The following is a 14489-nucleotide window of genomic DNA, read 5'->3' as shown; positions in this document are numbered from 1 at the left end:
ATCATTATAAAAAGGAGAAATAACATGACAACTATGAAACATGAAGCAGCTACTGATGTAGCAACTTTTGCGCCTTCTAATAAAGAAACTCTTCCAGAAACAAAAGCCCTCTTGAACCAAGTGGTAGCAGATCTCTACGTGGCTCACATTGCTCTTCACCAAGTACACTGGTACATGCGTGGACGTGGCTTTATGGTATGGCATCCAAAAATGGACGAATACATGGACAGCTTGGATGCAACCTTGGATGAAGTGAGCGAACGCTTGATCACTCTTGGTGGTGCGCCATATTCTAGCATGACTGAATTTTTGGAACACAGCAATATTGAAGAACGCCGTGGAACATTTACAAAAAATGTAGAAGAAAGCTTGACTCGTGTTCTTGAAATCTTCCATTACCTTGACGGCCTTTACCAAAAAGCTTTGGATGTTACTGACGCTGAAGGCGACGATGTAACCAACGATATCTTTGTTGGGGCTAAAGCAGAACTTGAAAAGAACATTTGGATGGTGGCTGCTGAACTTGGTCAAGAACCAGGATTATAAGATCATAAAAAAAATAGAAGCCGTTGGCTTCTATTTTTTTGCTTCGTAGGAGATTTCCACTAATTAAAGGAGTTCTTAATCTAACTATAGTTGGAGCGAAATCGAGGCCTATCGCTCCTATTTTTTTGGTATAGTTAATATGTGATTTTCTGTAAGCGTTCGCAGGCATAAGAAAGCGCTTACAAATTGAATGGTTAATCCTAAGAGGAGGTTTTTATGGGAAAGTCTTTTTTTGAAAAGCGTCCTGTTTTTAGTATTCGTAAGCTCTCAGTTGGAGCTTGTTCTGTTGTGATTGGGATTTCTGCCTTGGGTCTTTCAAGGGTCCATGCGGAAGAAAAGCCAGCCCTCGAAAGTGAACCGACTTCGATTGAGACACCAAGTGTTGTGACGGAAAATTCAGAAGCGGAAGTTCCTGGAGCTGGTGCAAGGGTTTCAGAAGCTCCAGCTGTCATCACCCCTACCAGAGCTGAGGAAAAGCCAGCGCCTCAAGGCGAAGGCCAGCCTGTTTCTACTTCATCTGAGCGTGCTACAGGAACGGAAGCAACAGCTGCTCCAGATCAAAATCGTGTAGCGGAGGATATTGTGCAAGATCGAGAACGTGATTTTAATAAAGATTGGTATTTTAAATTAAATGCAGCTCCTGGTGCAGAAGGGCGTCAAGTGGATGTCAAGGATTGGAAAAAATTAGATCTTCCTCATGATTGGTCTATTTTCTTTGATTTCGATCACAACTCTCCTGCTCAAAATGAAGGGGGGCAATTAAACGGAGGGGATGCTTGGTATCGAAAGACCTTCCGTTTGGACGACAAAGATCTAGATAAGAAGGTCCGCTTGGAATTTGGCGGGGTTTACATGGATTCCAAAGTCTATGTAAACGGACAATTCGTCGGTCATTATCCAAATGGCTACAATGCCTTTTCTTATGATATTACTTCTTATTTGAATGCGGATGGAAGCGAGAATACCATCGCCGTTCATGTGGTCAATCAACAACCAAGTAGCCGTTGGTATTCTGGTAGCGGGATTTACCGGGATGTTAAGCTGAGTGTAACGGACAAGGTTCATTTAGCGCAGTATGGGACTACGATTACGACCCCTCAGTTGGAAAAACAGCAAAATGGGGCAGTAGATACAGTGGTGAAGAGTCGCATTGTCAACCAGGATGATCAAGCCCATAGTATTTATGCGGAATATGAAATTGTCGATCAAAATGGCCAAGTGGTGAGCGAAAAAACACGCAGTGAAGCACAAGCTGTTCTAGCAGGTCAAGAGATCAACCTGTCTCATACCCTGCATGTTGAAAAACCAACCCTCTGGGATGTCAAAACAAATAACCCAGCCCTTTATACTTTGTATACACGGGTCTATCGGGATTCGCAATTGGTCGATGTGCAAAAGGAACGCTTTGGTTATCGCTATCTCAACTGGACACCAGAAGGTGGCTTCTTCCTTAACGGAGCGGCTACGAAATTCCACGGTGTTTCCCTTCACCATGACCACGGGGCACTTGGAGCTGAGGAAAATTACAAGGCTGAATACCGCCGTCTCAAACAGATGAAGGACATGGGGGTCAATGCCATCCGGACGACCCACAACCCAGCCAGTGAACAAACTCTGCAAATTGCGGCTGAGTTGGGCTTGATGGTCCAAGAAGAAGCCTTTGATACCTGGTATGGTGGCAAGAAGCAATACGATTACGGTCGATTCTTTGAAAAGGATGCAACACACCCAGAAGCTCGTAAAGGCGATACTTGGTCAGATTACGATCTACGGACCATGGTAGAGCGGGGTAAGAACAATCCTTCTATTGTGATGTGGTCAATCGGTAACGAAGTCGGTGAAGCAGATGGATCAGACAAATCTGTCGCAACTGTTCGTCGGTTGGTCAAGACCATCAAAGACGTGGATGCAACCCGCTATGTCACCATGGGAGCTGATAAATTCCGCTTTGGCGATGGCTCAGGAGGCCATGAAAAAGTAGCAGCAGAGCTCGATGCGGTTGGATTTAACTATTCAGAGGCCAACTATGAAAGCCTACGCGCTAAACATCCAAACTGGCTCATTTATGGTTCTGAAACCTCTTCTGCAACGCGGACACGGGGCTCTTACTACCACCCTGAAAGAGAATGGGTCGGAAGCAACCAAGAAGATCGCCACTATGAACAATCAGACTACGGCAATGACCGGGTTGGTTGGGGTCGGACAGCGACAGCCTCTTGGACCTTTGACCGCGATCATGCCGGCTATGCAGGTCAATTTATCTGGACAGGTACCGACTATATCGGTGAGCCAACCCCATGGCACAACCAAAATGACACACCTGTGAAAAGTTCTTATTTTGGTATTGTCGATACTGCCGGCCTTCCGAAGAATGATTTTTACCTTTACCAAAGTCAATGGGTATCGGCCGAGAAACATCCAATGGTCCATCTCTTACCACATTGGAACTGGGACAATCCAGAATTAGCCAATCGTGTCATGGATGAAGAAGGACGGATCCCTGTTCGAACCTTCTCCAATGCCCACAGTGTGGAACTGATTGTCAATGGGGAATCACAAGGAGTCAAGACCTTTACCAAGAAGACCACAGCTGATGGCCGGACCTACCAAGAAGGGGCAAATCCGGATGAACTCTATCTAGAGTGGTTGGTCCCTTATGTACCCGGCAAAGTGGAAGCTATTGCGCGCAACGAAGCAGGAGAAGTGATCGCGAAAGATCAAGTCGAAACAGCCGGCAAGCCTGCGGGTGTTCGTTTGTTGAAAGAAGAACACGCGATTGCAGCGGACGGTAAGGATTTGAGCTATATTACCTACGAAATCGTTGATGAAGAAGGTCGTGTGGTCCCAACTGCCAATAACTTGGTGCATTTCCATCTGCATGGACAAGGTCAAATTGTCGGTGTCGATAATGGGGAACAAGCCAGCCGGGAACGCTACAAAGCGCAGGAAGATGGCTCATGGCAACGTCGGGCCTTTAACGGCAAAGGGGTTGTCATTGTCAAATCGACTGAGCAAGCAGGTGCCTTTACCCTGTATGCAGACTCAGACCGCTTGCAGTCAGACCAAGTCAGCCTCTTTACTGGTAAGAAGGACCAGGAAGAACGCTCTGTCTTGGGAGTCGAACCGGTTCGAACTCAAGTGTACTTGGGACAAAATCCTGAACTTCCAAGTCACGTATCTGTTGTTTATAGTGATGGCAAGGCCCAAGAAGAAGCCGTTGAATGGGATGCAGCAGACTATAGTCGTGCTGGCCAAGTCCGGGTGACAGGTCATGTTCAAGGACGGACGGTCGAAGCTCTGGTCGATGTGATCGGTGTGGAGCAAGTCCTTCCAGTTATCAAACAAATCCCACAGGGAGCAGATCTAGCGACAGTGGATAAGACTGTGCAATTGGTCTTCACAGATGGCCGAACAGTTAGCTATGAAGTTGATCAATGGACCTTGGAAGCTGGTCAAGAAGATCAGTTGTCCACACCAGGTGCTCGCTTGAAGGCGACAGGTCTCCTAGGCAATGGGGAAGCCGTCCAAGCGACGCTAGTAGTTGCAGGTGGAATAGTCAGCAAGGCTAAGAAACCAACTGTGCAGCTAGATGGGGTAGCCCTTCCAAAATTTGGTAGTGGCAATCATACTATTTTCCGTCCGCTGGCTTATGGGCAAGAGCCTGGTCAAGTCACAGCAAGTGCAGAAAATGCCCAAGTGACGGTCCTACAAGCTAGCCGTGAAAATGGTTTGAAGGCTCAAATCTTTGTGACTGCTCAGGATACGGGAGCTGTCCAGACCTATGCTGTCCAATTCCAAGAAGAAAGTCCACAGATCCAGCGCCTAGAATTGCGTCTGCCAGAAGGACAGGAACTCAAGGAAGACCAAACGGTACCACTTGAAGTCATTGCCCATTACCAAGATGGTAGCCAGGCAAGTTTCAAAGCAGATCAAATCGATGTGAAGACAAGAGCTGGTAGTCAAGGAAAAGCGGTCGCAAGCAAGAAAGGTTTGGAACTACGGGAAGCAGGATTGATTCATTTACAAGCTAGCTTCCAAGGACAAACAGGGGAATTAACCTTTACCATCACGCCAAATCCAGAAGAAAAGACAGTTGTCAAGGTGCGTCCTGTACGGATCAGCACCGATCGAAACGTTTTGCCAGCTCTTCCAGAGACCGTCTTGGTCGAGTATGATAAGGGATTCCCGAAAGAAAAACGTGTGACCTGGGATGCCGTAACCGCAGATCAAGTCAAGGATTATCATAGCTTTACAGTCACAGGTCATGTAGAGGGTGTGGAAAAAGAAGCCCAAGCTCAAGTAACGGTTGAAGGCATTATCGCTGTAGAAGAAGTCAGCACGACAACGCCAGTTGGTGAAAAACCAGCCCTTCCAGAAAGCGTGCGGACTTATCACTCCAATGGCAAGACCTATGCTGCCAAGGTGGCCTGGGATGCGGTCGATCCGCAACTCTTGGCCCAAGAAGGAGAAGTTGTCCTAGCCGGTCGTGTAGAAGGAACCAACCTTCCAACCCGTCTTCATATTCGTGTTTCTAGCACCACAGTCAAGGGAGCCAATGTAGCAGAGCAATGGACAGGATCAGTCTTGCCACTCGCCTTTGCAAGTGACTCTAACGATGCGGATCCAGTTGCTAAGGTCAATGATAAGGTCATCTCCTTTACCGATGCTCCAGCTAACCGTTGGACCAACTGGGGCCGTGATAATGCGGAAGATTCTGTCGGTATCTTGTTTGGGGATTCTGGTATCTTGACTAAGCGAGCAGTGGACAACCTCCATGTTGGTTTCCATGAAGACCACGGCGTTGGCGCTCCAAGTGAGTATGTGATTGAGTACTATACAGGGGAACAAATCCCAACGGTTCCAAACAATCCAAATCGTGTTAAAGACGAAACAGACCATCCATTTAACAATCCAGCTAACTGGAAAGAAGTCAGCAACCTAACCGTTGAAGAACCGGTAGCAGCTGGTAAGATGAATCATTTCAGTTTTGATAAAGTCTACACCTATGCTGTTCGTATCCGTATGAAGACGCCAGAAGGCAAACGTGGAAGCTCTATTTCAGAGATTCAGATCTTTGCCAATAAGGTTGCGGCAGAAGAAAAGAGCCAGGTGACCATTCGCGTCAATGGCGATGTATTGCCAGGTGTCAACCCAAGTGTGACCGATTACTACATCGATGCGCGTGATCGGGCTTATCCACAAGTGGAAGCGACAGCCAGCCATCACGGCCTTGCAACGGTTGTCCCAAGCGTCCATGAAGGGGAGCCAATCCGTGTCATCCATAAAGCGGAAGACGGCACCATCTTACAAGAATACCGCCTCCATCTCACAAGCGATGCAGAAAAACTGAAACAAGCTGCTCCAGTAGCAGTGGAAGCAGGTAGCCGCTTTGTGAAAGTCGGTCAAGATCTGGTTCTACCATCTACCATAGGTGTCTACTTCAAAGGGGACACAGGTTACGAACGCAAGGAACTTACGGTGGACTGGCAGGCTATCCCAGCTGATGCACTTTCTCATGAAGGCAGCTTCACGTTAGAAGGAAAAGTCCTCGGCTATGATTTGACAGCTCAGCTGACCCTCCGTGTGTCCGAAAAGACAGGAGAAATCCTATCTGTGAACCGTGACTACAATGCAGAGGATACCAGAGCATTTGCTAGTGAAACAAACGATCTCGATCCAAATCAAATCGACTATATCGATTACATCAATGATGGTGGCTACAACGAGTACTACCGTTGGACCAACTGGAAGAGAGAGCCGGATCAAACAGAAGTGTTTGCTGGTCTCATCTTCAAGAAAAATGGTCAAGTAACAGAGCGCTTGGTCAATAAAGTAGCGGTCGACTTTTTTGCAGATCAGGAAACAGGTCTGCCAACGAAAACGGTTCTTGAACGCTACATTGGTCCAGACTTTGATGTCCCAGATGATTATGGCAATCTGAAAAATCTTCCAGATCATCCATTTAACCAGGCCTCTAACTGGGAAGAAATCCCGTATAGTTTGGATTATGCCTTTGAACCTGGTTATATCTCTAACCTCAGCTTCAACGAAACCAGAACCAAAGCCATCCGTTTAAGAATGGTCCGTGATGAACATCTAAAAGGAATTGGAATCGTTGAATTGAGTGCCTATGCCCCAACAGAAGAGGCCCAGGCAACAACTGATGTCACGATCCAAGTGAATGGCAAAGACCTAGAAGGTTTTAAACCGGATGTGACAGATTATCATCTAGAGTATGAGGGAGACCATCCAATCGTTTCAGCACAAGGCAAGAATGGAACAGCCGTTACGGTCATCGATGCTAAAAGTGCCAATGCTCCGGTTCTTGTCAAGGTTGTCTCAGAAGATGGCAAGCTTGAAAAAGTATATCAACTTTCTCTATCCGCAAAAGCACCTACAGGCTCGGCCATTCCTGAAGAAGGAGTTAAGAATCTGGTCCATACCAAACCAGAGTTGGTGATTGAGCCAGAAGAGATGGACTTTGAACGCTTAGAACGTCCAAATGTGGAACTTCCAAAAGGTGAGAAACGTGTGGTTCAAGAAGGTCAAAAAGGCCGCAAATTGCGCTTGGTGGAAGTCTCTCAAGAAAATGGTGTGGAAAGCCGGAAGGAACTGGATGCCTTTGTAGAGCTAGATCCAGTGGCAGAAATCACAGAGGTGGGCACAAAAGAAGTACTTCCAGACACTCCACAACCAGAGCCACAGCCAGAGCCACAACCAGATCCACAACCGCTTCCGGACCCAGAGCGTCCTCATGTCTCAGAAGGACCAGTAGCTACCGCAACTCCTCAAACATCTCTTGAGGTCAAAGCGGTACGCCAGGAAGGGACGGATGCAGTAGGGAAGGAAGTCGAGAAAACAGCTCAAACACCAGCAGTTTCAGCTGCTCCAGTTTCCGAAGGTAGATTACCAAATACGGGAACGGAAGAAAGTGTCGCAAGCCTCGTTGCTGGAATCCTAGCGGCGGGCCTTGCCAGTGCTGTGCTGGACGATCAGAAAAAAAGAGCCAATAAGGCCAAGTAAAACAGCTAGAGAAACTAGCAAAAAACGGTGAAAAGTTCACAGGTAAAAGAAGGAGGATGGGGAAGCCCCACCCTCTTTACCTGGTGACATAAAGGAATAGAATATGAGAAAAAGATTATTTGATAAGATTGGCATTCGTAAACTCTCAGTAGGCGTCTGCTCGGTAGTCGTAGCGACTTGTTTTTTAGGTGTCACTACCAGTTACGCAGAGGAATAAGCTGAGAATAGTGAACCACGTGAAGAACGGGTTGAAACGAGCGATGTCGATCATCAAGGAAAGGAGGAGAAAACTATGAACGAGCACCAAGAAGAATCAGAACAGCCCTCACCAGCTACTAGTGAGAAAGAAAATCGCACAGTTGGCCAAGGGACAGAAGCAACCCAACCAGTCGCTTCTCTAGATGAGGAGTCTGAGATTGCGGATTACGGACCGCTTCCAAGCAAGGCCCAAATGCAATACCACCGCGAAGAACTAGCGGCTTTCATCCACTTTGGGATGAATACTTACTACGATCGTGAGTGGGGAGATGGGCAAGAAGATCCTTATTATTTTTATCCAGAGCATCTGGATACCGATCAGTGGATCAAAATCCTGAAGGATACTGGCTTTAAACGGACGATCATGGTTGTCAAGCACCACGATGGCTTCCTCTTGTACCCTTCCAAATACACCGACCATACCATTGCCAAAAGTGGTTGGAAGGATGGAAAAGGTGATGTCCTAGCCGAGGTTTCTGCTTCTGCCAGCAAGTATGACATGGGCATGGGGGTCTACCTCTCGCCTTGGGATGCTCACAGCCCACTCTACCATGTGGATACAGAGGACCAATACAACGAATACTATCTCAACCAGCTTAAGGAAATCCTTGAAGATCCAAAATATGGGAACAAGGGTAAGTTCGTAGAAGTCTGGATGGATGGAGCGCGTGGCGATGGGGCTCAAAAAGTCACCTATACCTTTGACAAGTGGTTTGAGGCCATTCGCAAGGCCCAAGGGGATATTGCTATCTTCTCTGCTGAGCCGACCAATGTTCGTTGGATTGGAAATGAAAAGGGGATTGCCGGAGATCCGGTTTGGCAAAAGGTCAATCCAGATAAGATCCGCAACAATCCATCTAATAGCTACCTCAATCACGGGGATCCGGAAGGGAAGCAATACTCAGTGGGAGAAGCCGATGTCTCTATTCGCTCCGGCTGGTTCTACCATGACAATCAAGAGCCTAAGTCCTTGCGCGAATTGATGGACATTTACTTCAAATCGGTCGGCCGTGGAACCCCGCTTTTGCTCAATATTCCACCCAATCAAGATGGGAAATTTGCGGATGCCGATGTGACCCGTTTGAAAGAATTCCGTCAGACCTTGGACCAACTCTACAGTGTGGACTATGCGGCAGGAGCTTTGGTCGAAGCTGAATCGACACGATGCAATCCGCTCTACAAGGCCAGCAGTTTGACAGATGGCGATGAAAAGACCAGTTGGGCCCCCGCTGATGATGCCAAGAACGGTTCTTTTGTCCTCGATCTTGGGAAAGAGCAACACTTTGATGTGGTAGAGCTCAAGGAAACGATCGAGAAAGGCCAACGGATTTCTGCTTTCACCATTGATGTGGCAGTGAATGGCCAATGGGTTCCTTATGGGGCTGGCTCAACCGTAGGATACCGCCGTTTGATCAAAGGGCAACCGGTTGATAGTCGCTATATCCGGGTGTCCATCACCGATGCCCAAGCTACTCCAATCTTGAACGGAGTCTCTGTCTATAAGACGCCAGCTAGCATTGAAGAAACCGATGGCTATCCGCTTGGTTTGACCTATTATTCTGACCGGACAGCTGAGCGGGCCAATGGCCAATGGAATGAAGAGGGAGAAGGCGTTCGAGGCACCTCTATGTGGACCAAGGAAAAGGGAGCTTCCGTAACCTATCAGTTTGAGGGCACCAAGGCCTATGTGGTCGCAACCGTCGACCCTGGTCATGGGGAAATGGATATCTATGTCGATGGCCAAAAGCTAGCGATGGTCAATACCCAAAGCCCAACCCGCAAACGTAGCCAAAAGGTCTATGAAACACCGGACTTGGCAGCAGGATCTCACACCTTGACCTTGGTCAATAGCAAGGGAGATGCGATCGCAACGGAAGGGATTTATGCCCTCAATAACCAAGAAAAGGGTCTCTTTGAGTTTGTTCAGCCAACCCTAGATGTTAAAAAAGGCGACCCAGCGCAAATCGTCGTCAAGAGAAAAGGTGGCTATAAAGGAAGTGCCAGTCTTAAATTGATCACAGAACCAGGAACAGGGGTTCATGGCAAGGTCTACAAAGATACCAACGTCACCCTTGAGTTCGCAGACGGCGAAACGGAAAAAACCGTCCAAGTCCCAACTCTTGATTTTGTTGGAAAAGCGAACGATGTCTATGACTTTAAGGTCAAATTGTTGCATCCAGATCAGGGAAGCCTGGTCGGTTTTATTCCAGATCTGACAGTCCAAGTGATGAACGAGGACTAGCTGCCAAAAAATCGCAAAGCAGTGGATGACCAAGAACCGAAAATGCATGATAGTGAAGGCTGGACAAAAACTGTCCAGCCTTCACTGTTTGATAGAAATAACTGTATGACGCAATGATTGAGTGCTCAAAGTACTGCTTATGAGGTGGCAGATAGGGCTTGCGAAGCAAGTTTCCTAAGTTTATGTACACCTTCCAAGTTCCAAAGACGACCTATGGTGGCGGAAACAATATTTTCTTCATTCTCAATCTTCAACAGTCTCTCAGACTGTTGAAGTTATGTAGGGTGGGAAAATTGAAAAGGTTTTGGGAACTTTTTCAACCGTTTTCAATTTTAGGAGTTCTTTCCTACTCCCTTATTTTTCTCCTTTCCTTAAGAGATTCCTATTTCCATAGAGTCTTTGCTTTATTTACAGCCGTAAAAATTGTATAATAGTCAAATAAGGTCAATGATGAGAAGGAACACTCCAAGGCCATTTTTTATGGACCAAAGAGCAGAGCATCCATCTAGAAAAAAACAAGTCAGAAAGGAGCATCATGGCAAATAAGAACACATCTGATAGCATTGAAGCTTATATCAAGGCCTTGCTGGCTCAAGCTGGCATGGCAGAGCTCAAAAGAAGTGAGTTAGCCGATGTCTTTCAGGTTGTACCCAGTCAGATTAACTATGTCATTAAGACCCGCTTTACCGAAAGCCGAGGGTATATTGTAGAAAGTAAGCGCGGTGGGGGTGGCTATATCCGCATTGGCAAGGTCCAGTTTTCAGATCACCATCAGATGCTCCAAGGCTTGGCAGCCAATATTGGAGAGGCCATCAGCCAGCAGGTCTTTAATGATATCCTCCAGATGCTCTATGAAGAAAAATTATTGACAAAACGTGAGACTCAGCTCTTGCTTGCGACAACTTCCGATGAGGTCCTAGGTCGAGATGCTCTCATCCTACGAGCAACGATGCTGAAAAAAATCATTCAACAAGTAGATAGAAAAGGAAATACCGACTAGATGAACTATTCAACAGCACTGTTAGAAAGTATAGAAGCGGCCCAAATACTAGCAGGGCACTATCAGGGGAACACCTTAGATACTTGGCATCTCTTGACGGCTATGGCCAATAATCCCTATAGCGTGGCAGGTTCTGTACTGAACGATTATCCTATGCAGATCGATGAGTTTCAGGATGCAGCGGAGCATATCACAGGCCAAGCTTTTCAAAGCGACAATCGGTATGAAATCTTCCCATTTTCTTATCGGATGGAAGCCATTATGAAGCACGCAAGGGAGATTGCCCAGGTTCTTCATGCCAAGACCTTGGGAACAGAGCATGTGCTCCTCTCTCTTCTAGCAGACCGTGGGACCTTAGCGAGCCAAGTCATGGAGTTTGCCGGCTTTGCCTTTACAGAGCAAGACAAGGGAGTTCCTATTGCCTCTCTTCGCAAGAATTTAGAAGACAAGGCAGGCTGGGACAAGAATGATATCAAAGCCATTCGGAGCCTTTATCGGGCCCAAAATCCTAACCGCCAAACCATGGGAAATATGATGGGCATGCCCCCAAGCACCAGTGGAGGTCTTGAAGATTATACCCGTGATTTGACGGAAATGGCGCGTGCAGGCCAGCTTGAGCCTGTGATTGGTCGGGATGCAGAGATTTCACGCATGATCCAAATCCTCAGCCGCAAGACGAAGAACAATCCTGTATTGGTGGGAGAGGCAGGGGTCGGAAAAACCGCCCTTGCATTAGGTCTGGCCCAGCGGGTCGCTAGTGGCAATGTTCCAGCTGAAATCGCACAGATGCGTGTTCTTGAATTGGATCTCATGAATGTCGTTGCAGGGACGCGCTTCCGTGGGGACTTTGAAGAACGGATGAACAATATCATCCAGGACATCGAAGAAGACGGTCACGTGATTCTCTTTATCGATGAACTGCATACCATTATGGGGTCAGGATCCGGTATTGATTCGACCTTAGACGCAGCCAATATTCTAAAACCAGCCCTGGCACGAGGAACCTTGCGTACAGTTGGAGCAACGACACAAGATGAGTACCAAAAGCATATCGAAAAAGATGCAGCCCTTTCTCGGCGTTTTGCGAAAGTCACCATTGAAGAGCCAAGTGTTGCAGATAGCATCCAAATTCTCCAAGGCTTGAAAGAGACCTACCAGGACCACCATCATGTGACCATTACCGATGAAGCGATCGAAACAGCTGTCAAATATGCCCACCGCTATTTGACCAGCCGTCAATTGCCAGATTCAGCCATTGATCTCTTGGATGAAGCGGCAGCTACTGTACAAAACCGAGATTCCAATGGTCACGTAAAAGAAGAGTTGACCGCCTTGGATCGGGCCTTGATGGATGGCAAGTGGAAGAAAGCAGCCCAGCTCTTAGAAGTAGAGGCCGCTCCCATTGTCTACAAAAAAGAAGTCACTGACCAAGATGTCTTGGTGACCTTGAGCCAATTATCTGGTATTCCAACTCAAAAACTGACCCAAACCGATGCCAAGAAGTACCTAAACTTAGAAGCAGAATTGCACAAGCGCGTGATTGGTCAAGACCAAGCCGTTTCAAGTATCAGTCGGGCTATTCGACGCAATCAATCAGGTATCCGTAGCAATAAACGTCCGATCGGTTCTTTCATGTTCCTAGGACCTACCGGTGTCGGAAAAACAGAGTTAGCCAAAGCTTTGGCGGAAGTTCTGTTTGATGATGAATCGGCCCTCATCCGTTTTGATATGAGTGAGTACATGGAAAAATTCGCGGCCAGTCGCCTCAACGGAGCTCCTCCAGGCTATGTGGGCTACGAAGAAGGAGGCGAGTTGACCGAGAAAGTCCGCAACAAACCATATTCAGTTCTCTTATTTGATGAGGTGGAAAAAGCCCACCCAGATATTTTCAATGTCCTTTTGCAAGTCTTGGATGACGGAGTCTTAACCGATAGCAAAGGCCGGAAGATTGACTTCTCCAATACCATTATCATCATGACCTCAAACCTGGGAGCAACAGCCCTTCGGGATGATAAGACCGTTGGCTTTGGTGCCAAAGATATTCGCTTTGACCAAGCCAATATGGAAAAACGCATGTTTGAAGAGTTGAAGAAGACCTATCGTCCAGAGTTTATCAACCGGATTGATGAAAAGGTGGTCTTCCATAGTCTCTCAAGCGAGGACATGCAGCAGGTGGTGAAAGTCATGGTCAAACCGCTCATCGCGACCTTGGCTGAACAAGGCATGACCCTCAAATTCCAGCCTTCAGCGCTCAAGTTGCTAGCAACCAAAGGGTACGATCCAGAAATGGGAGCTCGCCCACTCCGTCGTGTCTTGCAGACCGAAGTGGAGGATCAACTAGCAGAGCTATTGCTGAAAGGGCAAGCCCAAGAAGGGCAAACGATCAAGGTTGGAACGACAGCTGGAACGATCAAGTTTGAGATTGTCTAGGAGGACGTCATGACGCTTCAGCGATTAACCCGTATTTCGCTTTTGGCGGCCCTTTGTGTCGCTCTACGTCAGGCTTTTGCCCCTTTTCCAAATGTCCAACCTATTTCGGCCATCTTTTTTCTATTGGTGATGTTTGAAGGGTATAGCTTTGCTTTTCTTGTGATGATGATCACCATGTCTGTCTCCGCCTTTTTCCTGGGGATGAGCCTGATTGTGTTCTTTCAGATTGTCGCCTTTGGCTGTTTGATGGTCATTTGGCGCATCAGTTACAAGTGGTTGCCTTTTGTCCTTCAGGTCCTTTTTGTGGGCCTACTGTCCTTTGCTTATGGGGTCTTGATCGATAGTGTTTATGCCTTGATGTACCATATTCCTTGGTGGACCTATGCTTTGGTCAATGGTTTTAGTTTTAACCTTGCCCATGCTCTATCGACGATCATTTTCTATCCCATTATCTATCAAATCTTTAGGAGATTTTATGTTGAAAAAAACCATTTCTAGCTTGATGACCTTACTTGCAGCTCTTCTTTTAGCGAGTTGCGCTCCGTCTCATAGTACAAACAATCAAACAACTGCTTCTAGCAAAGAAGTTGCCAAGAAAAACGAAATTTCGATTACGATTAGTGTGACGCCAGAAGGTCAGAAAGCGCAATCAAAAACCTTGAAAGTGGCAGAAGAGAGCAACCTTATGAAAGTGCTCAAAGCCAACTACAAGATTGAAGAAAAAAATGGCCTGATCACCTCGATTGACGGTCACAGCCAAGATGAATCCAAAGGCCTTTACTGGATGTACAAGATCAATGGTGAAATGGCTCCAAAAGGTGCCACTGAAACCACCGTCAAAAAAGGGGATAAAATCGAATTCTATCAAGAAGTGTATAAATAAGAAAAGCTGGACAGTTTGTCCGACTTATTTTCTGCTAAAGTGTAGGAACTTACCTAAAACTTCTTACAACTTTCACTTTTTTATTTGAGAAACTATTGACAGCCTCA

6 protein-coding genes and 1 pseudogene are annotated in these 14489 nt (G+C 46.9%); all 7 read left to right on the top strand.

Going from position 1 to position 14489, the window contains the following annotated elements; all coding sequences use genetic code 11:
* Positions 1 to 24: 24 nt before the first annotated feature.
* The gene (locus AB4X21_RS09495) at positions 25 to 546 is read left to right on the top strand and encodes a DNA starvation/stationary phase protection protein (protein WP_003001978.1); all 522 of its coding nucleotides are present in this window, start codon (positions 25 to 27) and stop codon (positions 544 to 546) included.
* Positions 547 to 762: 216 nt separating this feature from the next.
* Positions 763 to 7569 (top strand): Ig-like domain-containing protein, encoded by a 6807-nt coding sequence (locus AB4X21_RS09490; RefSeq protein ID WP_369087914.1) that lies wholly within the window; start codon positions 763 to 765, stop codon positions 7567 to 7569.
* Between the two features lie 103 nt (positions 7570 to 7672).
* Positions 7673 to 10132: pseudogene (locus AB4X21_RS09485) on the top strand (alpha-L-fucosidase); the annotation flags it as partial.
* A 472-nt stretch (positions 10133 to 10604) separates the two neighbouring features.
* Complete coding sequence (locus AB4X21_RS09480; RefSeq protein WP_155172718.1) at positions 10605 to 11069, top strand: CtsR family transcriptional regulator; 465 nt, start codon at positions 10605 to 10607, stop codon at positions 11067 to 11069.
* A complete protein-coding gene (locus AB4X21_RS09475) occupies positions 11070 to 13499 on the top strand; it encodes an ATP-dependent Clp protease ATP-binding subunit (protein ID WP_155172716.1) in 2430 nt (809 codons plus the stop codon).
* Positions 13500 to 13508: 9 nt separating this feature from the next.
* Positions 13509 to 13997, top strand: coding sequence for an ECF transporter S component (locus tag AB4X21_RS09470; protein WP_155172714.1), 489 nt, complete (start codon positions 13509 to 13511; stop codon positions 13995 to 13997).
* Positions 13975 to 14382 carry a DUF4430 domain-containing protein gene (locus AB4X21_RS09465; RefSeq protein ID WP_155172713.1) on the top strand — a complete coding sequence of 136 codons (408 nt, stop codon included), beginning with the start codon at positions 13975 to 13977 and terminating at the stop codon, positions 14380 to 14382. The genes AB4X21_RS09470 and AB4X21_RS09465 overlap by 23 nt, the downstream gene beginning before the upstream one ends.
* The last annotated feature ends 107 nt before the right edge of the window (positions 14383 to 14489 follow it).

The organism is Streptococcus sp. CP1998 (assembly GCF_041026655.1).
Taxonomy (GTDB): Bacteria; Bacillota; Bacilli; order Lactobacillales; family Streptococcaceae; genus Streptococcus; species Streptococcus dentalis.
This window is presented reverse-complemented; position numbering and strand designations above follow the sequence as displayed.